This window comes from Shewanella sp. 10N.286.51.B8 (genome assembly GCF_041469325.1).
GTDB lineage: Bacteria > Pseudomonadota > Gammaproteobacteria > Enterobacterales > Shewanellaceae > Shewanella.
Map to the genome: position 1 here is coordinate 132,238 of NZ_JBFRKG010000007.1, position 24,924 is coordinate 157,161.

Consider the following 24,924-nt stretch of genomic DNA (forward strand, 5'->3'; position numbering starts at 1 on the left):
GGACGAAAACATGTCACAGCAGCAATATTTAACCACGCTAGGTAAGCAAGCAAAAGCAGCAAGCTTTGCCCTTGCTAATTTATCGAGCCAAAACAAAAACGCTTTGCTTCGTTGTATTAGCGAGCAACTAACGCTAAATACCGAAGCGATTTTAGCGGCGAACGACCAAGACGTGCAGGCAGCAAGAGCCAATGGTTTAACCGATGCGATGATCGATAGATTATTGCTAGATAGCGAGCGATTAGCTGGCATTATTGCTGATATTGAAAATGTGATTAATCTTGCCGATCCTGTGGGCAGTGAATCAGCTAGCCAGTTATTAGATAACGGTTTACGTTTAACTCAACGCAAAGTGCCACTGGGAGTTGTTGGGGTGATTTACGAAGCACGCCCTAACGTCACTGTTGATATTGCCGTACTAGCACTAAAAACCGGTAATGCAGTGATCCTTCGTGGCGGTAAAGAAACCTTAACCTCAAATAAAGTTTTAAGTGAGGTGATCCGCACAGCGCTGACATTACAAGGTTTACCTGAAGATGCTGTGCAGCTGATTAACTCTACCGATCGCGACTTAGTGACTGGCTTACTGCGCCTTGACCAATATGTGGATATGATTATTCCTCGCGGCGGCCAAACCTTACAACGCCTTTGCGCTGAAAAAGCCACTATTCCGGTGATTTTAGGCGGCATTGGTATTTGTCATTTATACCTTGATAAATCAGCGGATTTATCTCGCAGTGCTGAGGTGATCATTAATGCAAAAGTGCAGCGTCCAACAGTGTGTAATGCCTTAGATACCTTACTGGTTCACGAAGCTGTTGCGGCTGAGTTTTTAGCAGATTTGTTTACGCAGATGTCGGCATTAGGCGTGAGTTTTTATACTTGTGAAAAAACGCAGCAGTTATTTGCAGCAAGTCAGTTTGATATTCATCCTGCAACGGATGAAACCTTCAGTACTGAGTGGTTGTCATTAACACTTGGGGTTAAGATTGTGACTGATATTGACCAAGCGATTACCCATATTCGTCAACACTCTAGCGGTCACTCTGAAGCGATTTTATCTGACGATATTAATGCGACCTGCCACTTTATGAATCAAGTAGACTCAGCAGCGGTATATGTCAATGCCAGCACCCGTTTTACGGATGGCTCGCAATTTGGTTTAGGGGCTGAAGTGGCGGTCAGTACCCAAAAGCTACATGCTCGCGGACCAATGGCTCTTGATGCACTAACGACTTATAAGTGGTTGGCAACTGGTGATTATACTTCTCGCAGCTAAAATAAACTAACCCAAGCCAGATTTGAAGCTGACGATGCTGTGAGTGACAAACTGACTTGATTTGCGCTTAAAACTTAAAAAGCACCTCGGTGCTTTTTTTGTTTTTTTGAGCACTGAAATAGCAGCAGCTTTGAAATGTGCCGCTAGAGGTTATTGTCGCCAGAGGTTATTGCCGTTATAGGATTATTGCAGGTATAGCCCATGGCTGGAAATCGCAGGAGTAGATAAACGTATATAAGTGGTGTAACACCAAATCAAAAAGCTGCTCAGCGTCATAAATATGCTTACAAGCCTAGCTGCTTGAACATACTCCATGATAAGCGGGAAGTACTTTTCTTGTATGCTATTAGTGAAGTAGACCGCAGGAAAAACAAAAATACATATATACATGGCGGGGTATTGGGTTGAGATATCACCGTTGAGATATTCATAAAGCATAATAGCCGCGGTAAGCATTAAGCTATAGCTGCGAATTTTATTTTCTGTGGTGTCACTTAAATTCCATCTCGGCATTCCCATTGCCAATCTCCTCCTTGAAGCATCCTTTGTATCTTGTACACCGTATTAACTGCACACCTTATTAATAGCAACTAACTGCCATGTTGACAATAAAGTTTAAATTTTAATCGTTTAAATATCGTAAAATGCTTTAACCACTGCTACTTATTATGCTTATGGCTGATCTTTAAACTGGATTTTCTCAACAGCTGTGGGATTACCTTTTGCAATATTAACCCCGTTAAAATAAAGCATAGACCAATATAGGTACTGCTGGCGATTTGCTCTTTTAAGATTAGCGCGATAAACCCAACAGACAGCACAGGGGTTAAAAATACAAGCGTGGTGATGTTAGAGGTTTTCTCGGTGCTTTTAAGTGCCATAAGCCATAAAACAAAGGTGATACCCATTTCAAATAGCCCCACATACACTCCAGCAGTTAGCGCTTGCCAACTAAAGTCGCTTATGGGTTGATGGATTAGCATGGCAATAGTCACTAAAGGTAAACCAATTAAAAAGCTAAGTAATAAGCTTACAGTGGCATCGCCGTCATCCTTGGTATTGGTTACCCAATATAAGCACCAAATCACCGTACTGCTTAATACAAAAGCAATCCCTTTAGGGCTATCAAAGTTAAATGCGCTGATATTGCCGCCGGTTGCGATAATGTAAACGCCGCTATAGGCAATCAGCGCGGCAATGACATCAACCTTTGTGAGCTTATGACCCAGCAAAGGGACAGCTAAAATGGGCAATAAAATCGCCCAAGTGTAATTAAGGGATAAGGCTTGTTGAGCTGGAAGCAAATCGTAAGCTTCAAAAAGCACAAAGTAATAAAGAAACGGATTCAGAATACCGCTAAGCAAATAAAATCCTGGGCGACGTTTAAATTGTCGCAGCATTAATGTGTGCTTTCTTTGCCATAGGATAATCACACTCAATGCAATAATAGAGGTGAGCACTGCAACAAATACCAATTGTAAGGGTGTATAAAAACTTAGCGCGACTTTAAATGCAGTCGCGACTGTCGACCAAAGTAAAACGGCAACTAAACCATAGGCATAGGCAAGAGAAGTGTTTGACAAAATCATTCCTAATAATAGTAATTATGCATAATATCCAAGGGGTGGATTAGCAAAGCAAGCAAGTATGGACAGATTGTATGCAATATACAAAATGAGGTCACGGCATATTTACTTAAGATATTTTTAATAATTTTTTTGATCAGCCCTTGTATTTTAGTTAGCTGTCCCAATATATGCAGTAAGGCTGATATGAGAGGCAAAAATTAGGACTTGAAAAATCAATTCCTGACCCCATATCAACAAACATAATCAAATTAGTTACATTAAAATTTTATATTTCGGAGATCCTCATGGGCAAAATTATTGGTATTGACTTAGGCACAACTAACTCTTGTGTGGCTGTCCTTGATGGCGGTACTGCTCGCGTAATCGAGAATGCTGAAGGCGAACGTACAACAGCATCTATCATCGCATATACCGATGACGAAACATTAGTAGGCTCACCTGCTAAGCGTCAAGCAGTTACAAACCCAACAAATACTTTTTTCGCGATTAAGCGTTTAATCGGTCGTCGTTTTAAAGATGACGAAGTTCAACGTGATGTTGACATCATGCCTTTCAAAATCATTGGTACTGACAATGGTGACGCATGGGTTGAAGCTCACGGCAAGAAAATGGCACCACCACAAGTATCTGCTGAAATCTTGAAAAAGATGAAGAAAACAGCTGAAGATTTCTTGGGTGAAGAAGTAACAGAAGCGGTTATTACTGTTCCTGCATACTTTAATGATTCACAACGTCAAGCAACTAAAGATGCTGGTCGTATTGCTGGTCTTGATGTTAAACGTATCATCAACGAGCCAACTGCTGCTGCACTAGCTTACGGTATCGACAAAAAACAAGGCGACAACGTTGTTGCAGTATACGATTTAGGTGGTGGTACTTTTGATATCTCTATCATTGAAATTGATAGCAACGATGGTGACCAAACTTTCGAAGTACTTGCTACTAACGGTGATACTCATTTAGGTGGTGAAGATTTCGATAACCGTCTAATTAACTATTTAGCTGATGAGTTCAAAAAAGAGCAAGGTCTAGACTTACGTAACGACCCGCTAGCAATGCAACGTGTTAAAGAAGCTGCAGAAAAAGCGAAAATTGAACTTTCAAGCACAACACAAACTGAAGTTAACCTGCCTTACATCACTGCTGATGCAACAGGTCCTAAGCATTTAGTGGTTAAAATCACTCGTGCTAAGTTAGAGTCTTTAGTTGACGACTTAATCCAACGTTCTTTAGAGCCATTAAAAGTTGCGCTAGCTGATGCAGACTTATCTGTTTCAGACATCAACGAAGTGATTTTAGTTGGTGGTCAAACTCGTATGCCTAAAGTACAGGCTGCAGTAACTGACTTCTTCGGTAAAGAGCCACGTAAAGACGTTAACCCAGATGAAGCCGTAGCCGTAGGCGCAGCAATTCAAGCTGGTGTACTTTCTGGCGACGTGAAAGACGTATTGCTACTTGACGTTACACCACTATCATTTGGTATCGAAACCATGGGTAGCGTAATGACTAAGCTTATCGAGAAGAACACCACTATCCCGACTAAAGCGAGTCAAACGTTCTCAACTGCTGAAGATAACCAAAGTGCAGTAACAATTCACGTACTTCAAGGTGAGCGTAAGCAAGCTAGCTACAACAAATCTTTAGGTCAATTTAACCTAGAAGGTATTGAGCCAGCTCCACGTGGCATGCCACAAGTTGAAGTATCTTTCGACATCGATGCTGATGGTATCTTAAACGTATCAGCGACTGATAAGAAAACTGGTAAAGCGCAAAACATCACTATTAAAGCTAACTCTGGTCTAAGTGACGAAGAAGTAGAGCAAATGGTTCGTGATGCAGAAGCACACGCTGATGAAGATGCTAAATTCGAAGAGCTAGTGACTGCGCGTAACCAAGCTGATGGCATGGTTCACGCAACTAAGAAGCAAATCGAAGAAGCGGGTGAAGCATTACCAGCTGAAGACAAAGAGAAAATTGAAGCAGCAATGGCTGACGTTGATACCGCGAGTAAAGGTAATGACAAAGAAGCAATTGATACAGCAACTCAAGCATTAATGGAAGCATCTGCTAAATTAATGGAAATTGCTCAAGCGAAAGCACAAGCGCAACAAGGTGAAGCTCCAGCACAAGATGCGCAAGAAGCTAAGCCTGAAGATGACGTTGTTGATGCTGAGTTTGAAGAAGTAAAAGACGACAAAAAGTAAGCTAATTTAGTTAGTTAACTTTCAGGCGGGCGTTGAGAGAAATCTCTAACGCCCGTTCGCACAATACCTGCTTGAGAAAACTGAGATTATGTCAAAGCGAGATTATTACGAAGTTCTAAGTGTCGGACGCGATGCGAGTGAACGAGAAATCAAAAAAGCCTACAAACGTTTAGCGATGAAATTTCATCCAGATCGTAACCCTGGCGATAAAGAAGCTGAAGTTAACTTTAAAGAAGCTAAAGAAGCTTACGAAATCCTAACTGACGCGAATAAGAAAGCGGCCTATGATCAATTTGGTCATGCTGGCGTTGATCCTAATCGTGGCGGCGGTCAAGGTGGCGGCGGTGATTTCGGTGATATCTTTGGCGACGTGTTTGGCGATATCTTTGGCGGCGGTCGTCGTGGCGGTGGACAACGTCAAGCAGCTCGCGGTAGTGACTTACGTTACAACTTAGAGTTATCACTTGAAGAAGCGGTACGTGGTCTTACTAAAGAGTTACGTATTCCTACGTTAGCATCGTGTGATAGCTGTGATGGTAGCGGCGCTAATAAAGGCTCGTCAGCAACCACTTGTGGCACCTGTCATGGCCAAGGCCAAGTACAAATGCGTCAAGGTTTCTTTGCTGTTCAGCAGGCGTGTCCTACCTGTCATGGTCGCGGCAAGATCATTAAAGATCCTTGTAAGAAGTGTCATGGTGAAGGCCGTGTTGAAAAGAGCAAAACCCTATCAGTTAAAATACCTGCGGGTGTCGATACTGGCGATCGCGTTCGCTTAACCGGTGAAGGTGAAGCGGGTGAGTTTGGTGCGCCTCCGGGTGATTTATATGTACAGGTGAGTGTTCGTGAACATAATATTTTTGTTCGTGACGGTAACAACCTGTACTGTGAAGTGCCAATTTCATTCAGCAAAGCTGCATTAGGTGGCGAAATTGAAGTGCCTACACTTGATGGTAAAGTGAACTTGAAAATACCTGCAGAAAGCCAAACTGGCCGTATGTTCCGTTTGCGCGGTAAAGGTGTTAAATCAGTTCGTAGCCACGCCGTTGGTGACTTACTATGTAAAGTCGTCATGGAAACACCAGTTAAACTTAACGAGAAGCAAAAAGAGCTACTGCGTGAGTTTGAAGCGACCTTAACTGGCGAATCAAAGAAGCACAGCCCTAAAGCTGAAGGGTTCTTTGATGGCGTAAAAAAGTTTTTTCACGATTTAAATAGCTAAATTTATTTATTAAATTTAGCTATTAGCGAGTCGATTAAAAGGTTAATTACTGCAAAGTAATTAGCCTTTTTTATTGGCAAGTTTTTAAAGCACTTTGCAGGCTATTAAACAAACACAGCTTAAGACAATGACGTCAGTGTGCGGTAGACTGCATCTCATTGCTTCTTTGGATCACTATTTCGATGTCTTTTTTACAGTTAAACCTCAATCCAAGCCTTATCTCAGCTTTACCTAAGCAGTTAACAGCGGCCACTAAAATTCAAGCGCTGGCCATTCCTGCTGTGTTATCAGGTAAAGATGTATTGGCTTTAGCACAAACAGGGAGCGGTAAAACATACGCCTTTGGTTTGCCTATGCTGCAAGCTATTGATCTAGATAAAGCTGAGCATGTTCAAGCGCTAGTGATTGCGCCGACTCGTGAGCTGGCTAATCAGGTTTATCAAACGCTTAATCAGGTTGCTAAGCCTTTAGGCATTAAGATGCAGCTTTTATGTGGCGGCATTGATGTTGAAGCGCAAGTCACTGATTTGAAAACGCAGCCACAAATCATTATCGCCACCCCAGCAAGGCTAGTGCAGTTTATTAAGCTGGAACATGTGTCTTTATCTGCACTGAAGTTATTAGTACTTGATGAAGCGGACCGATTATTGGATATGGGCTTTTGGGCTGATATTGAAACCATAGTGCAGCAAACGCCGGCTAATAAGCAGACATTATTATTTTCAGCCACCATAGATGACACGGTAGCGAAACAAGTTAGTGCGATTTTGAAACATGACTTGATCCGCATTGAAGCCGATAAAGTCAATTCGGTGGTTGAGCACATTGAAGAGCAGCTTTATTTAGTTAATAAAGGTAGTAAAGCTCAGGCATTAATTGCACTGATTAAGCAACATGGTTGGCAGCAAGTGTTGGTGTTTAGTAATACTAAAGATAGCGCTGATGCACTAACCAAAAAGCTAGTTAAGGCAGGGGTTAATGCTGCAGCGCTACATGGTGACAAAGAGCAAGCCATCCGCACTCAAACCTTAAGTGATTTCAAAACCCATAAGCTTACCGTTCTGGTAGCAACTGACGTATTAGCCCGTGGCATAGACATTGATGCATTACCTGTGATTATTAATGTGGATTTACCCGCAAGCGCAGCAGTGTATGTGCACCGCATTGGCCGCACAGCAAGGGCGGGTGCTAATGGTTTGGCGCTATCGTTAGTGTGTCATGGTGAATCTGATGCACTACAAGCTATCAGAACCTTAACTGAGCGAGCGCTGCCGACACTGTCGTTAGCAGACTTTCCTGTGACGGATAAACCGAGTTCAGGTAACAGTCAACGGCCTAAAAAAGATAAGCAAGCTAATCGCCGCAGCCAGAAAAAACGCAGCATTAAGGACTTTCAAGGCAAAAAAACATCAAGGTGAGATGCAGTTTATAGTGATTGATTAGCACAAGATGACTTACAATAGCGCTAGATAGATTCATTTGTAATCAATTAGTTGAGTGTTAAATAGCGAGAACTCACAAAATAATAAAAGGATAATTATTATGAAAGCCGTTTTAGTGGGGCTATTCGCCACCATGGTTATGTCTGGTTGCGCCATCCATAAATCCCCAACGGGTCGCAGCCAAATGCTGTTATTTGACGAAGCTCAGATGTCGCAAATGGGGGCGCAATCATTCGATGCGATGAAAAAAACGGAAAAAATCAGTACCGATAAACAGCAAACGGCTTATGTTAACTGCGTTGCCAATCGCATCACTGCGGTATTACCCGATCAAAGCTTAAACTGGGAAGTGGTGTTATTTGACTCAGATCAGATCAATGCTTTTGCCCTGCCGGGTGGTCATATTGGGGTGTACACAGGATTACTTAAGGTGGCGAGCGATCAAGACCAATTAGCGACAGTAATAGGTCATGAAGTAGCCCATGTGTTAGCAAGTCATGGTAATGAGCAAGTTTCGCGTTCACAAATGACCAATGCCGGTATGCAAATGGCTGATATCGCGTTAGGTGCTAGCGGCGTTGCTAACAAAGATCTTTATATGGCGGGCTTAGGGCTAGGGGCTCAAGTGGGAATTTTATTACCCTTTGGCCGTGATCAAGAAAGTGAGTCAGATGAGCTAGGGTTGGAGTTAATGGCTAAAGCGGGCTTTAATCCTGCTAAAAGTGTTGTTCTTTGGCAAAATATGGCCAAAGCCGGTGGGGAACAAGGCCCTGAGCTATTTTCAACCCATCCATCTCATTCGACACGTATTGCCGATTTAAAAGCCCTTCAAGCTAAAGTGACACCAGTGTATCAAGCAGCTCTAAAGAAGACGCTTGCCAAGTGTCATTAAGGCTACTGAAAAATAGTCATAATCGAGGTAGATTAGCACCCATCAGCAACGAAAGTGTGGTAAACTGCCCCGCAAATTTTAACCGATGAATTAAGAGTAAATACGATATGTCAGAGTTCAACACAATGGAACAGCAAGCAAGTTACGGTGTAGGTCGTCAAATGGGTGAGCAATTAGCTGCTAACCCTTTCGAAGGCATCGATATCCCTGCTGTACAAGCTGGTCTAGCTGATGCATTCGCTGGTAAAGAAAGTGCTGTAGCGATGGAAGACTTACAAGTTGCTTTCACTGAAATCAGCCGTCGTTTACAAGCTGTTCAAGAAGCTGCTGCTGAAGCTGCATCTGCTGAAGGTGAAAATTTCTTAGCAGAAAATGCTAAACGTGAAGACATTATTGTTACTGAGTCAGGTCTTCAATACGAAGTAATTACTCAAGGCGAAGGCGAAAAGCCAACACTTGAATCAACTATTCGTGCTCATTACCACGGTACATTCATCAATGGTGAAGTATTCGATAGTTCTGTAGCTCGTGGCGAGCCTGCTGAATTCCCAGTTTCTGGTGTTATCGCTGGTTGGACTGAAGCACTTCAGTTAATGCCTGTTGGCACTAAGCTTAAATTATTCGTTCCACAACACTTAGCTTACGGCGAACGTGGTGCTGGCGCTTCAATCCCGCCATTCTCGGCGTTGGTATTTGAAGTCGAATTGTTAGAAATCGTTTAATGAAAAACGCCTAAGTTAACTTAGGCGTTTTTGTATCACTGGGAGAAAGTAGATGACTGCAAAAGTAAGAGTCGCCGTTGTTGGTGCCAGTGGCCGTATGGGTCGCACACTGATTGAAGCTGCAAAGCAACATGAGGTGATATATTTGGGTGCTGCTATTGAGCGAACTGGTTCTACACTAATAGGTGTTGATGCTGGTGAACTTGCTGGTGTTGGTACTATGGATGTCGCGATTACAGATTCATTAGATATAGCATCAGAACATTTTGATGTATTAATTGATTTTACCTCTCCAGAGTCGTCGCTAGTTCACCTTGATTGGTGCGCTAAAAACCATAAGGCGATTGTGATTGGTACTACTGGTTTCAATCATGCTCAAAAAGAGATGATTGGTGCTTATGCTGAGCAAACACCAGTTGTGTTTGCACCGAATATGTCAGTAGGCGTTAACTTAACGCTAAAGCTATTAGAGTTAACGGCAAAAGTAATGGGTGATTATACCGATATCGAAATCACCGAAGGCCATCATCGCTTTAAGAAAGACGCCCCTTCAGGGACGGCATTAAAGATGGGCGAAGTTATCGCTGAAACTTTAGGTCGGGATCTTGAAGAGTGCGCTGTATATGGTCGTGAAGGTATGACAGGCGAACGTGATAGAAATACCATTGGTTTTTCTACTATTCGTGCCGGTGATATTGTTGGCGACCATACGGTGATGTTTGCCGATATTGGTGAGCGAGTTGAAATAACGCATAAAGCCACCAGTCGCATGACCTTTGCAAATGGCGCAATGCGCGCCGCCTATTGGCTATCCGATCAAGATGCTGGTCTTTATGACATGCAGCAAGTATTGGGACTCAATTAATATTTAAAAAAACCACCGTTGGTGGTTTTTTTTTGGGAAAATATTGTTCCCAAAAAAACATAAATCAAGCATAGACGCTTATGCATAATTCATATAGAATCGCCGGAATTTGCCAAATTTTCGTAATTTTGTAAATCTGTAGAAATTAAAAATAAATAATTTCAGTGGTTTGACTCTTATTTTTGGAGGTCACGTTGACACAGTCTGCCTTACTTGTACTCGAAGATGGAACCGTATTCTCTGGCACAGCAATTGGTGCCGATGGACTAACTGTTGGTGAAGTTGTATTTAATACTTCAATGACAGGTTATCAAGAGATTTTAACGGATCCGTCATATTCTCGCCAGATTGTCACTTTGACTTACCCGCACATTGGTAACACCGGAACAAACGATGAAGATACCGAATCTGATTCAGTTCATGCCTGTGGTCTAATCATCCGAGATCTCCCTCTATTAGCTAGCAACTTCCGTAATCAACAATCCTTAAGCGATTATTTAAAAGCGAATAATGTTGTTGGTATCGCTGATATCGATACCCGTAAATTAACTCGTATTTTACGTGAAAAGGGTGCCCAAGCCGGTTGTATTATGGTCGGCGATATCGATGAAGCTAAAGCATTAGCAGCAGCCAAAGCATTCCCTGGTTTGAAAGGCATGGATTTGGCTAAAGAAGTGACCACAGAGTCGACCTACCAATGGCGCAAAGGCACTTGGCGCTTAGTGGGTGGTTTACCGGACGAAACTCCAGCGTCAGAGCTTAAGTTTAAAATTGTTGCTTTTGATTATGGTATCAAGCGCAATATTTTACGCATGCTAGTTGACCGCGGTTGTGATGTTACTGTTGTCCCTGCACAAACACCGGCAGCTGAAGTATTAGCAATGAATCCTGATGGGATTTTCCTATCAAATGGCCCAGGCGACCCAGAGCCATGTGATTATGCGATTACGGCTATCCAAGAAATTTTAAAAACTGAAATCCCAGTATTTGGTATTTGTCTTGGTCACCAATTACTTGCATTAGCATCTGGGGCAAAAACTTTGAAAATGAAGTTTGGTCATCATGGCGCTAACCACCCGGTAAGTAATATTGAAAAAGGTAATGTGATGATCACCAGCCAAAACCACGGTTTTGCTGCTGATGAAGCGACGTTGCCTGCAAACATCAAAGTGACTCACAAATCGTTATTTGATGGGTCTTTGCAAGGTATTCACCTTACTGATAAGCCAGCGTTTAGTTTCCAAGGTCACCCAGAAGCAAGCCCTGGACCGACCGATGCGTCACCACTGTTTGATCACTTTATTGAGTTGATTGAACAATATCGTCAAAACGCTAAATAGTTAGGTCATTCGGAGAATAGATAAGCAATGCCAAAACGTACTGATATTAAAAGTATTCTGATCCTAGGCGCTGGCCCAATTGTGATTGGTCAAGCCTGTGAATTTGACTATTCTGGCGCACAAGCGTGTAAAGCGCTGCGTGAAGAAGGTTATCGAGTTATCTTAGTTAACTCTAACCCTGCAACCATTATGACAGATCCAGAAATGGCTGATGCGACATACATCGAGCCAATTCACTGGGAAGTTGTGCGTAACATTATCGCTAAAGAAAAACCTGATGCGATTTTGCCAACTATGGGTGGCCAAACCGCACTTAACTGTGCACTGCAGCTAGAAGCTGAAGGTGTACTAGAAGAGTTTAACGTTGAAATGATTGGCGCGACAGCTGACGCAATTGATAAAGCTGAAGACCGTAGTCGTTTTGATACAGCAATGAAGTCAATTGGACTTGACTGTCCTCGTGCTGGTATTGCCCATACAATGGAAGAAGCTTACGGTGTTTTAGACCAAGTTGGCTTTCCGTGTATTATTCGTCCATCTTTCACCATGGGTGGCAGTGGCGGTGGTATTGCGTATAACAAAGAAGAGTTTGAAGACATTTGTTCTCAAGGCCTTGAGTTATCGCCAACTAGCGAGCTGCTAATCGATGAGTCACTAATCGGTTGGAAAGAGTACGAAATGGAAGTGGTTCGTGACCGCAATGATAACTGCATCATTGTGTGTGCCATTGAAAACTTCGATGCCATGGGCGTGCATACCGGTGATTCAATCACTGTTGCACCAGCGCAAACACTGACCGATAAAGAATACCAATTAATGCGTAACGCTTCTTTAGCGGTACTGCGTGAAATTGGTGTTGAAACCGGTGGTTCAAACGTTCAGTTTGGTATTTGTCCAAACACTGGCCGTATGGTCATTATTGAAATGAACCCGCGTGTTTCTCGCTCTTCTGCGTTAGCTTCTAAAGCAACCGGTTTCCCGATTGCTAAAATCGCCGCGAAATTAGCGGTAGGTTTCACCTTAGATGAGCTAATGAATGATATTACTGGTGGTCGTACCCCAGCATCATTCGAGCCTGCAATTGATTACGTTGTGACTAAAGTACCGCGCTTTAACTTTGAAAAATTTGCTGGCGCTAATGACCGTTTGACGACGCAAATGAAGTCAGTGGGTGAAGTCATGGCCATTGGCCGTACTTTCCAAGAGTCATTACAAAAAGCATTACGTGGACTTGAAGTTAACCGTAACGGTTTTGACCCGATTGTTGACCTTGCATCGCCTGAAGCAATGCAAACAATTCGTCATGAGTTAAAAGAGCCTGGTTGTGACCGTATTTGGTACATTGCTGATGCCTTCCGCGCTGGTCTAAGTCGTGATGATATCTTCAAGCTAACTAATGTTGATCATTGGTTCTTAGTCCAAATTGAAGATCTTATCGCCCAAGAAGCTAAAGTGGCTGAAGTGGGGATGTCAGGTCTTAACGAAGCCTTCTTACTGCAACTTAAGCGTAAAGGTTTCTCTGATGCACGTTTAGCACACATCTTAGGTGTCAGTGATAGCGAAGTGCGTAAAATTCGTGACCGCTTTGATATGCACCCAGTGTATAAGCGTGTCGATACCTGTGCGGCAGAATTTGCCACAGACACTGCTTACATGTACTCAACTTACGAAGAAGAATGTGAAGCCGCGCCATCAACCCGTGAAAAAATCATGATTCTTGGTGGCGGCCCTAACCGTATTGGTCAAGGTATTGAGTTTGATTACTGTTGTGTTCATGCGGCATTAGCATTGCGTGAAGACGGTTACGAGACCATTATGGTTAACTGTAACCCTGAGACTGTTTCGACCGATTATGACACCTCAGATCGCTTGTACTTTGAGCCAGTGACCTTTGAAGATGTGCTTGAAATCGTTCGTATTGAGAACCCAAAAGGCGTTATCGTACAGTACGGTGGTCAAACACCGCTAAAACTGGCACGTGAACTAGAAGCGGCAGGTGTACCGATTATTGGTACAAGCCCCGATGCCATTGACCGCGCTGAAGACCGTGAGCGTTTCCAGCAAGCGATTCAACGTCTTGAAATGAAGCAACCTGAAAACGATACCGTAACAACGGTTGAAGGTGCGGTACTTTCTGCTGCCCGTATCGGTTACCCGTTAGTGGTTCGTCCATCTTATGTATTAGGTGGACGCGCAATGGAAATCGTTTATGACGAGCAAGACTTACGTCGCTACTTCAATGAAGCAGTAAGCGTATCTAACTCATCACCAGTATTGCTTGACCGTTTCCTCGATAATGCCATTGAAATCGATATCGATGCAGTTTGTGACGGCGAAATCGTGGTTGTGGGTTCTATCATGGAGCACATTGAACAAGCGGGGGTTCACTCAGGTGACTCAGGTTGTTCGTTGCCGCCATACAGCTTAAGCGAAGATGTTCAAAACCGTATGCGTGAGCAAGTGGCTAAATTAGCCATGGAGCTGGGCGTAATTGGTTTGATGAACGTTCAGTTTGCGGTTAAAGATGACGAAATCTACATGATTGAAGTCAATCCTCGTGCTGCGCGTACAGTGCCATTTGTCTCTAAAGCAACCGGTATCCCGCTAGCGAAGATTGCTGCACGTGTAATGGCTGGTCAAAGCTTAGCATCGCAGAACTTCACTAAAGAAGTGATCCCACCATACTTCTCAGTAAAAGAAGTGGTATTGCCGTTTAACAAGTTCCCAGGTGTTGACCCAATGCTTGGCCCTGAAATGCGCTCTACAGGTGAAGTAATGGGTGTGGGTGAAACCTTTGCTGAAGCTTATGCTAAAGCCCAGCTTGGTGCCACAGCTGAAGTACCTAAGTCTGGCCGTGCATTAATTTCTGTGCGTAACAGTGATAAAGCGCGTGTGGCTGAACTTGCAGCTGAACTGATTGAGCTAGGTTATCAAATTGATGCAACTCATGGCACTGCAGTTATTCTAGGTGAAGCAGGTATTAATCCGCGCCTAGTTAACAAGGTACATGAAGGCCGTCCACATATTCTCGACCGTATTAAAAATGGTGAATACACTTACATCATTAATACCACTGAGGGGCGTCAAGCGATTGAAGATTCTCGTCAAATTCGTCGTGGTGCACTGCGTTATAAAGTGAACTACACCACAACATTGAATGCTGCATTTGCTACCTGTATGGCGCATTCAGCAGATGACCGTAATAACGTCAATTCAGTACAAGAATTGCATGAACGAATCGCTAAAAGTTAATAATATTTAATTTAACGTCGATTCGGTTAAAAAGGCTGCAGTCATGCAGCCTTTTTTATTACTATTTTTTGACACTCACTAGTAACTACTCGCAAGCTTATGTAAGCTTAGCTATCATCATTTGCTAGCCCTTCAGCGCGCGAGACTGTTTTGTTGCCACATGTCGCTATAAGTGAATGTGAGCATGACGACTCGACGTTTAATAATATAGATTTTACTGTGTTGATATGCGTGTCGACACGGGGTGCTTTTGTTTTTAAAGGAGACATAAGACATTATGAATACCGTCCCTATGACGATCATCGGAGCTGAACAGCTGCGTAAAGAATTAGATGAATTAAAATTTGTGCGTCGTCCAAGCATTACTGAAGCTATTGCTTCTGCACGTGAATTAGGCGACTTGAAAGAAAATGCTGAATATCATGCAGCCCGTGAAGAACAAGGTATTTGTGAAGCACGTATTCGTGATATTGAAGGCAAGTTATCAAATGCACAAATCATTGATGTGACATCAATGCCAAACAATGGCCGAGTGATTTTTGGCACAACAGTGACCATTGTCAATGTTGATACCGATGCAGAGTCAACTTACCGTATCGTCGGTGATGATGAAGCAAACATTAAAGAAAATCTTATTTCAGTGAATTCACCGATAGCGCGGGGATTAATTGGTAAGAACCTTGATGATGAAGTTGCCATTACCACACCTGGTGGCACCGCAGAATATGAAATTATCGCTGTAGAATACGTTTAATAAGTTACGACTTAAGACTGGTTTGCTATAGCGATAAAAAAACCACTGCATGGCAGTGGTTTTTTTAGGTCATATTCAATACCAGTTAATCAACAATCGACTAATATTAAGTAACCCAGATGTTTGACGAAATTATTTTGCTTTTGGAACGGCAATTTTCATTTCAGCAGACTGACGGAAAATAACTAAGGTGTGACCGATAAGCTGTACTTTGGTAGATTGAGTTTCGCGAATAATCGCGTCAACTACAGCATTTTTAAGCTCTCTATCAGAAGAGCCTACTTTCACTTTAATTAGTTCATGATGAGTGAGTGCACTATCAATTTCAGCCAGTACACCTTCGGTCAAACCATTAGCACCAAGCAGCACTACAGGCTTTAAATTATGCGCCAGGCCTTTTAAATGCTGTTTTTGTTTGGTTGTTAAGTTCATTTGTACCAACTTTTTAAATGTTACTGTTGAAAAACGGCTATTCTACCCTTATATAAGCATGATGTAACTCCAAATCGTTACGGAATTTAAATGGCAACGAAGAAACGCTCGGCAAGTTCAAGCCGATGGATGCAAGAACATTTTGATGATCACTATGTAAAACTGTCTCAAAAGCGAGGTTTACGCTCTCGAGCTGCATTCAAGTTGGAAGAAATCCAACAAAAAGACAAATTAATTAAACCTGGTATGACAGTAGTAGACTTAGGCGCAGCGCCTGGCGGTTGGTCTCAAATTGCAGTTAAACTAGTGGGAGAAAAAGGTAAATTAGTCGCATGTGATATTTTACCTATGGACCCCATCGTGGGCGTCGACTTTTTACAGGGCGATTTCCGTGAAGAAAAAGTACTTGATGCTTTACTTGACCGCGTTGGTGAAGATAAAGTTGATGTAGTACTATCAGATATGGCGCCTAATATGAGTGGTTCAGATGGTGTGGATCAACCAAGGGCAATGTATTTAGTAGAATTAGCATTAGATATGTGTCATCAAGTTTTGGCATCTAATGGTAGTTTTGCAGTCAAAGTTTTTCAGGGGGAAGGCTTTGACGAATATATGAAAGCAGTGCGACAAGCTTTTACAACAGTGAAAACACGCAAACCAGATTCATCACGACCACGTTCACGTGAAGTTTATATAGTGGCGACTGGTTACAAGTTATAGTAGTCTAACGATTAATTATCGTGGGTCTTCAAGAGGTCTAACAATTTGAGTGACATGGCAAAAAATTTAATTCTCTGGGTTGTCATCGCCGTCGTGTTGATGTCAGTGTTTCAGGGCTATTCCCCCTCTTCTTCGTCAACGCAGAAGATGGATTATTCCGTATTCTTAGATAGTGTCCGAAACGGCAATATCAATTCGGTAGAAATTAAAAGTGATCAACGTACCATTGAAGGAGTAAGACGCTCTGGAGAGAAGTTCACTACAATCATGCCAATGTATGACCAAGATTTAATCAATGATCTTGATCGTAAAGGGATTTCAATGAAGGGTCAAGAAGCTGAAGAGTCAGGCTTCCTAACCCAAATCTTTATCTCTTGGTTCCCGATGCTGTTATTAATTGGTGTGTGGATATTCTTCATGCGCCAAATGCAAGGCGGTGGCGGTAAAGGCGCGATGTCATTTGGTAAGAGTAAAGCCAAATTGATGAGCGAAGACCAAATTAAAACTACTTTTGGTGATGTTGCAGGTTGTGACGAAGCAAAAGAAGACGTAAAAGAATTGGTTGATTACCTAAAAGAGCCAACCCGTTTCCAAAAGCTTGGTGGCCGCATTCCTACCGGTGTTCTTTTAGTTGGCCCACCGGGTACGGGTAAAACCTTACTTGCAAAAGCCATTGCTGGTGAAGCTAAAGTTCCGTTTTTCACTATTTCTGGTTCTGACTTTGTTGAAATGTTTGTCGGTGTCGGTGCATCACGTGTACGTGACATGTTTGAGCAAGCTAAAAAGTCTGCACCATGTATCATCTTTATCGATGAAATTGATGCTGTAGGTCGCCAACGTGGCGCTGGTGTTGGTGGCGGTCACGATGAGCGTGAGCAAACCTTGAACCAAATGCTGGTTGAAATGGATGGTTTTGAAGGTAACGAAGGTATTATTGTTATTGCTGCGACCAACAGACCAGATGTGTTGGATGCTGCATTGCTACGTCCAGGTCGTTTTGACCGTCAAGTGGTTGTTGGCTTACCGGATGTTCGTGGTCGTGAACAAATTTTAAAAGTTCATATGCGTAAAGTACCGTTAGCAGATGGTGTCAAAGCCAGCGTTATTGCTCGTGGTACCCCAGGGTTCTCAGGTGCTGATTTAGCAAACTTGGTGAATGAAGCTGCGCTATTTGCTGCTCGGGGTAATCGCCGCGTAGTGAGCATGGAAGAGTTTGAAAGTGCTAAAGACAAAATCATGATGGGTGCTGAGCGCCGCACTATGGTGATGTCTGAAGATGAAAAAGAAATGACCGCATACCATGAAGCAGGTCATGCGATTGTTGGTTGTTTAGTGCCTGAGCATGATCCTGTGCATAAGGTTACTATTATTCCACGTGGCCGTGCATTAGGTGTGACTTTCTTCTTACCTGAAGCTGATGCAATTAGTCAAAGTCGCCGTAAACTTGAAAGCCAAATTTCAGTTGCCTACGGCGGACGTTTAGCGGAAGAGATGATCTACGGTACAGAGCGCGTATCGACAGGTGCTTCACAAGACATTAAATATGCAACGTCAATTGCACGTAACATGGTGACCCAGTGGGGCTTCTCTGAAAAATTAGGCCCGGTACTTTATGCTGAAGATGAAAACGAAGTATTCCTAGGACGCAGTATGGGTAAAACCCAACATATGTCCGACGATACCGCCCGTATCATCGATGCCGAAGTAAAACACTTAATTGATTCAAATTACGATCGTGCGCATACTTACTTAAATGACAACATGGATATCCTCCATGCCATGAAAGATGCGTTAATGAAATTTGAAACCATCGATGCCGATCAAATTGATGATTTAATGAATCGTCGCGAAGTTCGTCAGCCAGCCGATTGGGATGCTGATGACTCAATTGATGATAAAGATAAAGGCACGCCTGCAAACACGACAGAGACTAAAGCTGACTCTGAAGCTGCAGACGCAGATAAAGCAGATGATAAATCAGAATCGACACCAGATACTGATGCGCCAGCTAAATAACGCTGAGTTAAATTAACGTAAAAAACCCCGAAAGGGGTTTTTTTATATTTATTGCTTTGTGAACAAAAGTATTTTAATTCAGCTAATAGAGTTAAATATTATCTAACTCATTAAATTGAGTATAAGTGAGGTTGTGTGTTTGAACTTAAATCGGGAGATAAAACCCTCTCGCTAGCCAGTCCGATTGTTATGGCTATCATTAATGTAACCCCAGATTCTTTTTCTGATGGCGGTCAACATGCCACGTTTGAAAGTGCTTGTCAGCAAGTTGATAAAGTCATCAGTCAAGGGGCTAAAATAGTTGATATTGGCGGCGAGTCAACCAGACCAGGTGCTATAGCAGTTACTTTAGAAGAAGAGCTCGCTAGAGTTATTCCTGTCATCGAATATACTGCCCAAAACCATGATGTGTGGATTTCAATCGATACCAGTAAGCCGCAAGTCATGGAAAAAGCAGTTTCTGCTGGCGCCCATATTATTAATGATGTTCGTGCGCTACAAGAGCCCGACGCGCTGGCAATGGCAACTATGCTCGATGTGCCCGTATGTTTAATGCATATGCAAGGGCAACCAAAAGATATGCAAGACTCACCAGAATACGACGATGTTATCCAACAAGTTAATGACTTTTTGTCGCTAAGGGTAGATTATTGTTTAGCAGCAGGTATGTCTCGAGAAAATATCATTTTAGATCCAGGCTTTGGCTTTGGTAAAACTCTTGAGCATAATTATCAGCTGTTAGCCAAGTTACCGGAACTACATAGTTTGCATTTTCCCGTGCTGGTAGGTTTATCAAGAAAAAGCATGATCGGGGATTTATTACAGCGTGATATTAATAATCGCTTAGCGGGTAGTCTTGCTGGGGCGATGATTGCGGCGCAGCAAGGGGCGCAAATTATACGGGTACATGATGTTGAAGAAACCGTGGATGCACTCACTGTGATGTCAGCGACAATGGCAAGTTTACATAACTAACCTTTTCAGTCATTTTAAACATGCATTTTTTGCCTAGGTTACGTTATCAAGTGGTATGAATTCACTTTGAGAGGTACACATGCAGCAAAGACAATTTTTTGGAACTGATGGTATTAGGGGCAAGGTCGGCGCGGGTAAAATGACCCCCGAGCTTGCTCTTAAGCTTGGCTGGGCAGCGGGAAGGGTGCTTTCACGCAGTGGCACCAAGAAAGTGATTATCGGTAAAGACACACGGATTTCGGGTTACCTGTTTGAATCCGTACTGGAAGCCGGCTTATCTGCCGCTGGCTTAAATGTATTATTGGTTGGGCCTATGCCGACGCCAGCTATTGCTTATTTAACCCGAACTTTTAGGGCCGAAGCTGGCATTGTTATTAGTGCCTCCCATAATCCCTATTACGATAATGGTATTAAGTTTTTTTCAGCTGACGGCAGTAAGTTAGATGATGCGCTTGAATTAGAAATAGAGCATGAACTTACCAAAGACTTAGTTTGTGTTGAGTCTCATTTATTGGGCAAAGCGGCAAGAATTGATGATGCAGCAGGGCGCTACATTGAATATTGTAAAGGTCATTTCCCTGCTGAGCTGACTTTAGCTGGGCTTAAAATTGTGGTTGATTGCGCTCACGGCGCAACATATCACATTGCTCCTAGTGTTTTTAAAGAGCTTGGCGCAGAAGTGATCACCATTGGTGATAAACCTAATGGATTAAATATTAATGACAATGTTGGCGCGACATCCATGGCGTCAATATGCGAGCAAGTGCTGCTAGAACAGGCTGATGTCGGCATTGCCTTAGATGGCGATGGTGATAGGATCATGATGGTGGATCATCAAGGTAATGTGATTGATGGCGATCAAATTCTTTATGTGCTTGCCGCTAATGCGCTTAATAATGGCACTTTGAAGGGCGGGGTTGTTGGCACCTTGATGTCAAATCTAGGCTTGGAGTTGGCGCTTAAGAGATTGAATATCCCCTTTATGCGCTCAAAAGTAGGTGACCGTTATGTCATGGCGTTGATGCGTCAACACCACTGGCGTATTGGCGGCGAAAGCTCTGGACATATACTCGATTTAGATCACGGCACGACAGGGGACGGTATCGTGGCGGGAATTTTAGTGTTAGCGGCAATGCAGCAGCAACAATTATCGTTAGCACAGTTGGTTAAACCGCTAAAAATGTTGCCTCAAGTATTAATTAATGTCACTTTTAATAGTGAGACTGATCCATTATCAGCGTCAGCGGTCATCACTACCCTGCAGCATGTAGAGCAGCTATTAGGTAAAACCGGTCGAGTTTTACTTAGAAAATCCGGCACTGAGCCCTTAATAAGGGTGATGGTTGAAGGTGAAGATGTGGCATTGGTCACATCTTTTGCACAACAGATTGCTGATGCAGTGCAACGCGTTAGTAAATCCTAAATGTTATATATTAATTGTTTATTTATTAATACTTAATCGTACCGAGTAAAAAAACAACACTCTGACACGTTATAGTAATTATTCCTAACTTAGGTATTGTAACTTGTTTGGTGGTTCGTTATTATTCACGCCGCTTTGAAAGGAGACAGTAATGGCACTCAGACGTCCTATGGTAGCTGGCAACTGGAAAATGAATGGCAGTTCGGCTTTAGCCCAAGAGTTATTCAGCAAGTTCGCTACAAAGCTCCAAAATGATTCTGCTGAAGTAGTTTTGTGTCCACCTTCAATTTACCTTGAAAGTGTAAGACAACTACTTGAAGCAAATAAGCAAACCTTAGATGGCGCGCTTGTAAGAATGGGCGCACAAAACCTTAGTCAGCATGACTTTGGAGCCTACACTGGTGAAGTTTCCGGTAAAATGCTAAAAGATTCAGGATGTCGATATGTGATTATCGGCCATTCCGAACGCCGTCGTATGTATGGCGAAACAAGTAATATCGTTGCAGAGAAATTTGCTGCAGCACAGAAACATGGTTTAACGCCGATTCTTTGTGTTGGTGAATCTGGTCCAGCTCGTGAAGCAAGACGTACTTTTGAAGTGATTGCCGAAGAGTTAGACATTGTGATTGAAAAGAATGGCACCATGGCTTTTGATAATGCCATTATTGCTTACGAGCCTTTATGGGCTGTAGGTACTGGTAAGAGTGCAACTCCAGAGCAGGCACAAGAAGTCCATGCGTTTATTCGTCAAAGACTTTCTGAAGTGTCGCCGTTCATCGGAGAAAATATTCGTATTTTGTACGGTGGTAGTGTTACGCCTTCAAATGCAGCCGATATTTTTGCACAGCCAGATGTTGATGGTGGACTGATTGGCGGTGCTAGCTTAAACTCTAGCGAGTTTTTAAGTTTATGTTCCATAGCGATGAGCGCTTAATATTATGTATGAAGTTTTAATTGTAGTTTACTTGGTTGTTGCGATTGGTCTTGTTGGCCTAATCCTTCTTCAGCAAGGTAAAGGTGCTGATATGGGGTCTTCTTTTGGTGCTGGTGCATCAGGAACTCTATTTGGCTCAGGCGGTTCAGGTAATTTCCTGACACGTAGCACAGCTGTGCTAGCGATTGGTTTTTTCACTTTAAGCCTAGTATTAGGTAACTTAAGTGCTAACCATTCAAAGCAAGATGATGCATGGAATGATTTAGGTTCTGCAGTAGAGCAAGTTGAACAAGCTCCTACTCAAACTGAAACAAAGATTCCAGACTAAACAACAAATTGAGGCAACATAGTTTTTTGCTTCGATTAAGTCTTGTCTCTATTAGCTAAGTTAAGTTTCCCTCTCTCAAACTTAACCTCAGATTAGCTAATAGAAAATAGTAACAGTTACATATGCGGATGTGGCGGAATTGGTAGACGCGCCATCTTGAGGGGGTGGTGAGCTATGCTCGTGTGGGTTCAAGTCCCACCATCCGCACCAAATTTGATTAATCAAAGTTAATTGGATTAATCATTGCAAGAGAAGACGTAAGTTAATATAATTGCGCAAGTTGACGCGGGGTGGAGCAGTTTGGTAGCTCGTCGGGCTCATAACCCGAAGGTCGTCGGTTCAAATCCGGCCCCCGCAACCAGCTTATTGTCGATTGATTTTACGAAATTGCGTAAAACATTCTTCAATTAAAAGGTTCTATATTAAGACCTCGTCATTACGGGGTTTTTTGTTATATGGAGCTTGGTAACTCCGTGATTATACGGACTTTTTTGGGGCTTATGCCCTTTTTTTCGTTTTTGGGGGTCATTTTTGGCAACATTAGAAACTAAACTGACAGAAATGCTGACAGTACCTGTTGAGGCTATTGGTTTTCAACTTTGGGGTATTGAGTTTGTCCATGCTGGGCGTCATTCAATATTACGTGTATTTATTGATGGTGAAAGTGGTGTCAATATCGAAGATTGTGCCGAAGCCAGCCGTCAAGTTAGTGCTGTTCTAGATGTTGAAGACCCAATCTCGACAGAATACACATTAGAAGTTTCTTCGCCTGGGGTTGATAGACCTTTATTTACTGCAGCGCAATACGCTGCATATATTGGCGAAGATGCAAAAGTACAATTGACGATGCCAGTAGCGGGTAGTCGTAATTTAAAAGGTGTCATCACGGCAATCGAAGGGCAAATGCTAACGATAAACGTAGATGGTGAAGATTTGATAGTGGCTTTAGATAATGTACGCAAAGGCAACATTATTGCGAAGTTTTGATAGTTTCAAGGTGAACGAGGCAAGACATAATGAATAAAGAGATTCTGCTAGTCGCAGAGGCGGTATCAAATGAAAAAGCCGTCCCGCGTGAAAAAATATTCGAAGCGCTAGAAATTGCTCTAGCCACTGCAACTAAGAAAAAGTATGAAGGCGAAATTGAAGTTCGCGTTGCTATCGACCGTAAAACTGGCCACTACGACACTTTCCGTCGTTGGATGGTTGTCGATGATCAAGGTGAAGCTTTAGAAAACCCTTACAGCGAAATCACACTTGAAGCTGCGCGATATGAAAATCCAGAAATTCAACCTGGTGAGTTCATCGAAGATGAAATCGATTCAGTTGTGTTTGACCGTATTACGACGCAAACCGCGAAGCAAGTTATCGTACAAAAAGTACGTGAAGCTGAACGCGCTCAAATCGTTGAACAGTTCATTGAACGTGAAGGCGAGATTGTTACTGGTGTCGTTAAGAAAAGCACCCGTGAAAGCGTTGTTGTTGATCTAGGTAATAATGCTGATGGTGTTATTTACAAAGAAGACATCATTAGCCGTGAATCATTCCGTCCTGGTGACCGTGTACGTGCTTTACTTTATGCAGTTCGCCCAGAAGCTCGCGGTGCGCAGTTATTTTTAACGCGTAGCAAGCCTGAAATGATCATTGAGTTATTCAGAGTAGAAGTACCTGAAATCTTAGATGAAGTGATTGAAATCATGGGTGCAGCACGTGACCCAGGCGCTCGCGCTAAAATCGCCGTGAAAACCAATGACAAACGTATCGATCCTATCGGTGCTTGTGTTGGTATGCGTGGCGCACGTGTTCAAGCTGTTTCAAATGAGTTAAGTGGTGAGCGTGTTGATATCGTTATGTGGGATGACAATCCAGCACAATACGTTATTAACGCAATGGCACCTGCTGATGTTGCTTCAATTATTGTTGATGAAGACAACCACTCAATGGACATTGCTGTTGAAGCAGACAGCCTAGCACAAGCGATTGGTCGTAATGGTCAAAACGTACGTTTAGCGACTCAGTTAACAGGCTGGGAATTAAACGTAATGACTGTTGAAGACCTTAACAAGAAGCATCAGGCTGAAAGCGCTAAAATCGTTAACTTATTTGTTGAAACACTTGAAGTTGACGAAGATTTTGCAACAGTACTTGCAGAAGAAGGCTTTACGTCTTTAGAAGAAATTGTTTACGTACCTGAAACAGAATTATTAGACATTGATGGTTTTGACGAAGACATCGTAACTGCGCTACGCGAACGTGCAAAAGCGGCGATTTCAACTAGAGCATTAGCGTCAGAAGAAGCACTTGATGGTGCTGAACCGGCTGCAGATTTATTAGCGTTAGATGGTTTAGAAAAGCATTTAGCATATGTTCTTGCAAGTAAGGGTGTAATTACCTTAGAAGACTTAGCGGAACAAGGCATTGACGATTTAATTGATATTGAAGAATTGACAGAAGAAAAAGCAGGTGAGCTCATCATGGCTGCCCGTAATATCTGTTGGTTTGGCGAAGAAGCATAAGTCGATCAACAGGGGGATTTAA

The 24,924-nt window shown here is 42.7% G+C and carries 21 protein-coding genes and 2 tRNA genes; 20 read left to right on the forward strand and 3 right to left on the reverse strand.

Annotated elements, in window-relative coordinates:
• Positions 1 to 10: 10 nt before the first annotated feature.
• The gene (locus AB4160_RS03400) at positions 11 to 1,279 is read left to right on the forward strand and encodes a glutamate-5-semialdehyde dehydrogenase (RefSeq protein WP_102477152.1); all 1,269 of its coding nucleotides are present in this window, start codon (positions 11 to 13) and stop codon (positions 1,277 to 1,279) included.
• Between the two features lie 183 nt (positions 1,280 to 1,462).
• On the opposite strand, the gene AB4160_RS03405 is transcribed toward AB4160_RS03400, so the two are convergent.
• Positions 1,463 to 1,792: a hypothetical protein gene (locus tag AB4160_RS03405; RefSeq protein WP_241904024.1), complete on the reverse strand. Its 330-nt coding sequence runs from the start codon at positions 1,790 to 1,792 to the stop codon at positions 1,463 to 1,465.
• 146 nt (positions 1,793 to 1,938) lie between these two features.
• The gene (locus AB4160_RS03410) at positions 1,939 to 2,862 is read right to left on the reverse strand and encodes a DMT family transporter (protein WP_372003634.1); all 924 of its coding nucleotides are present in this window, start codon (positions 2,860 to 2,862) and stop codon (positions 1,939 to 1,941) included.
• Positions 2,863 to 3,152: 290 nt separating this feature from the next.
• On the opposite strand from AB4160_RS03410, the gene dnaK reads away from it, so the two are divergent.
• The 9 genes from dnaK (at position 3,153) to greA (ending at position 15,558) form a co-directional block, all read left to right on the forward strand.
• The gene (gene dnaK, locus AB4160_RS03415) at positions 3,153 to 5,072 is read left to right on the forward strand and encodes a molecular chaperone DnaK (protein ID WP_372003636.1); all 1,920 of its coding nucleotides are present in this window, start codon (positions 3,153 to 3,155) and stop codon (positions 5,070 to 5,072) included.
• An 88-nt stretch (positions 5,073 to 5,160) separates the two neighbouring features.
• Entirely contained in the window at positions 5,161 to 6,291 is a 1,131-nt protein-coding gene (gene dnaJ, locus AB4160_RS03420) for a molecular chaperone DnaJ (RefSeq protein WP_372003638.1), read from the forward strand.
• Between the two features lie 182 nt (positions 6,292 to 6,473).
• On the forward strand, positions 6,474 to 7,709 hold the full coding sequence (locus AB4160_RS03425; RefSeq protein WP_372003640.1) for a DEAD/DEAH box helicase: 1,236 nt from the start codon (positions 6,474 to 6,476) through the stop codon (positions 7,707 to 7,709).
• Between the two features lie 124 nt (positions 7,710 to 7,833).
• Positions 7,834 to 8,625 (forward strand): M48 family metallopeptidase, encoded by a 792-nt coding sequence (locus AB4160_RS03430; RefSeq protein ID WP_372003642.1) that lies wholly within the window; start codon positions 7,834 to 7,836, stop codon positions 8,623 to 8,625.
• A 107-nt stretch (positions 8,626 to 8,732) separates the two neighbouring features.
• Entirely contained in the window at positions 8,733 to 9,347 is a 615-nt protein-coding gene (locus AB4160_RS03435; RefSeq protein ID WP_303445770.1) for an FKBP-type peptidyl-prolyl cis-trans isomerase, read from the forward strand.
• Positions 9,348 to 9,399: 52 nt separating this feature from the next.
• Positions 9,400 to 10,212 (forward strand): 4-hydroxy-tetrahydrodipicolinate reductase, encoded by an 813-nt coding sequence (dapB, locus tag AB4160_RS03440; RefSeq protein ID WP_102477157.1) that lies wholly within the window; start codon positions 9,400 to 9,402, stop codon positions 10,210 to 10,212.
• A gap of 182 nt (positions 10,213 to 10,394) precedes the next feature.
• A complete protein-coding gene (carA, locus tag AB4160_RS03445) occupies positions 10,395 to 11,552 on the forward strand; it encodes a glutamine-hydrolyzing carbamoyl-phosphate synthase small subunit (RefSeq protein WP_102437921.1) in 1,158 nt (385 codons plus the stop codon).
• A gap of 27 nt (positions 11,553 to 11,579) precedes the next feature.
• Entirely contained in the window at positions 11,580 to 14,804 is a 3,225-nt protein-coding gene (gene carB / locus AB4160_RS03450) for a carbamoyl-phosphate synthase large subunit (protein ID WP_102437919.1), read from the forward strand.
• A 277-nt stretch (positions 14,805 to 15,081) separates the two neighbouring features.
• Entirely contained in the window at positions 15,082 to 15,558 is a 477-nt protein-coding gene (greA, locus tag AB4160_RS03455; RefSeq protein WP_076542843.1) for a transcription elongation factor GreA, read from the forward strand.
• A gap of 132 nt (positions 15,559 to 15,690) precedes the next feature.
• Here greA and yhbY read toward each other — a convergent pair whose 3' ends face one another.
• Positions 15,691 to 15,990, reverse strand: coding sequence for a ribosome assembly RNA-binding protein YhbY (gene yhbY, locus AB4160_RS03460; RefSeq protein WP_076542846.1), 300 nt, complete (start codon positions 15,988 to 15,990; stop codon positions 15,691 to 15,693).
• 90 nt (positions 15,991 to 16,080) lie between these two features.
• On the opposite strand from yhbY, the gene rlmE reads away from it, so the two are divergent.
• The 10 genes from rlmE to nusA all read left to right on the forward strand — a co-directional run bounded on the left by rlmE (position 16,081) and on the right by nusA (position 24,902).
• Positions 16,081 to 16,710 (forward strand): 23S rRNA (uridine(2552)-2'-O)-methyltransferase RlmE, encoded by a 630-nt coding sequence (gene rlmE, locus AB4160_RS03465; RefSeq protein ID WP_055023704.1) that lies wholly within the window; start codon positions 16,081 to 16,083, stop codon positions 16,708 to 16,710.
• 54 nt (positions 16,711 to 16,764) lie between these two features.
• On the forward strand, positions 16,765 to 18,726 hold the full coding sequence (gene ftsH, locus AB4160_RS03470; protein ID WP_241901040.1) for an ATP-dependent zinc metalloprotease FtsH: 1,962 nt from the start codon (positions 16,765 to 16,767) through the stop codon (positions 18,724 to 18,726).
• 135 nt (positions 18,727 to 18,861) lie between these two features.
• Complete coding sequence (gene folP, locus AB4160_RS03475; protein ID WP_372003645.1) at positions 18,862 to 19,701, forward strand: dihydropteroate synthase; 840 nt, start codon at positions 18,862 to 18,864, stop codon at positions 19,699 to 19,701.
• Between the two features lie 79 nt (positions 19,702 to 19,780).
• Positions 19,781 to 21,124 carry a phosphoglucosamine mutase gene (glmM, locus tag AB4160_RS03480; protein WP_303460041.1) on the forward strand — a complete coding sequence of 448 codons (1,344 nt, stop codon included), beginning with the start codon at positions 19,781 to 19,783 and terminating at the stop codon, positions 21,122 to 21,124.
• 151 nt (positions 21,125 to 21,275) lie between these two features.
• A complete protein-coding gene (tpiA, locus tag AB4160_RS03485) occupies positions 21,276 to 22,058 on the forward strand; it encodes a triose-phosphate isomerase (protein ID WP_076542857.1) in 783 nt (260 codons plus the stop codon).
• 4 nt (positions 22,059 to 22,062) lie between these two features.
• Entirely contained in the window at positions 22,063 to 22,386 is a 324-nt protein-coding gene (secG, locus tag AB4160_RS03490) for a preprotein translocase subunit SecG (RefSeq protein WP_076542859.1), read from the forward strand.
• Positions 22,387 to 22,510: 124 nt separating this feature from the next.
• Positions 22,511 to 22,596 (forward strand) — tRNA-Leu (locus tag AB4160_RS03495).
• A gap of 74 nt (positions 22,597 to 22,670) precedes the next feature.
• Positions 22,671 to 22,747, forward strand: a tRNA-Met gene (locus AB4160_RS03500).
• A 170-nt stretch (positions 22,748 to 22,917) separates the two neighbouring features.
• Positions 22,918 to 23,373, forward strand: coding sequence for a ribosome maturation factor RimP (gene rimP, locus AB4160_RS03505; RefSeq protein WP_076542862.1), 456 nt, complete (start codon positions 22,918 to 22,920; stop codon positions 23,371 to 23,373).
• 29 nt (positions 23,374 to 23,402) lie between these two features.
• On the forward strand, positions 23,403 to 24,902 hold the full coding sequence (nusA, locus tag AB4160_RS03510; protein ID WP_076542863.1) for a transcription termination factor NusA: 1,500 nt from the start codon (positions 23,403 to 23,405) through the stop codon (positions 24,900 to 24,902).
• The last annotated feature ends 22 nt before the right edge of the window (positions 24,903 to 24,924 follow it).

Coding starts and splice junctions, on each gene's coding strand:
- AB4160_RS03405 (WP_241904024.1), bottom strand. CDS start 1,792: ATGCCGAGATGGAATTTAAGTGACACCACAGAAAATAAAATTCGCAGC.
- AB4160_RS03425 (WP_372003640.1), top strand. CDS start 6,474: ATGTCTTTTTTACAGTTAAACCTCAATCCAAGCCTTATCTCAGCTTTA.
- nusA (WP_076542863.1), top strand. CDS start 23,403: ATGAATAAAGAGATTCTGCTAGTCGCAGAGGCGGTATCAAATGAAAAA.
- dnaJ (WP_372003638.1), top strand. CDS start 5,161: ATGTCAAAGCGAGATTATTACGAAGTTCTAAGTGTCGGACGCGATGCG.
- tpiA (WP_076542857.1), top strand. CDS start 21,276: ATGGCACTCAGACGTCCTATGGTAGCTGGCAACTGGAAAATGAATGGC.
- dapB (WP_102477157.1), top strand. CDS start 9,400: ATGACTGCAAAAGTAAGAGTCGCCGTTGTTGGTGCCAGTGGCCGTATG.
- AB4160_RS03430 (WP_372003642.1), top strand. CDS start 7,834: ATGAAAGCCGTTTTAGTGGGGCTATTCGCCACCATGGTTATGTCTGGT.
- AB4160_RS03435 (WP_303445770.1), top strand. CDS start 8,733: ATGTCAGAGTTCAACACAATGGAACAGCAAGCAAGTTACGGTGTAGGT.
- rlmE (WP_055023704.1), top strand. CDS start 16,081: ATGGCAACGAAGAAACGCTCGGCAAGTTCAAGCCGATGGATGCAAGAA.
- greA (WP_076542843.1), top strand. CDS start 15,082: ATGAATACCGTCCCTATGACGATCATCGGAGCTGAACAGCTGCGTAAA.
- dnaK (WP_372003636.1), top strand. CDS start 3,153: ATGGGCAAAATTATTGGTATTGACTTAGGCACAACTAACTCTTGTGTG.
- AB4160_RS03400 (WP_102477152.1), top strand. CDS start 11: ATGTCACAGCAGCAATATTTAACCACGCTAGGTAAGCAAGCAAAAGCA.
- carB (WP_102437919.1), top strand. CDS start 11,580: ATGCCAAAACGTACTGATATTAAAAGTATTCTGATCCTAGGCGCTGGC.
- yhbY (WP_076542846.1), bottom strand. CDS start 15,990: ATGAACTTAACAACCAAACAAAAACAGCATTTAAAAGGCCTGGCGCAT.
- glmM (WP_303460041.1), top strand. CDS start 19,781: ATGCAGCAAAGACAATTTTTTGGAACTGATGGTATTAGGGGCAAGGTC.
- secG (WP_076542859.1), top strand. CDS start 22,063: ATGTATGAAGTTTTAATTGTAGTTTACTTGGTTGTTGCGATTGGTCTT.
- ftsH (WP_241901040.1), top strand. CDS start 16,765: ATGGCAAAAAATTTAATTCTCTGGGTTGTCATCGCCGTCGTGTTGATG.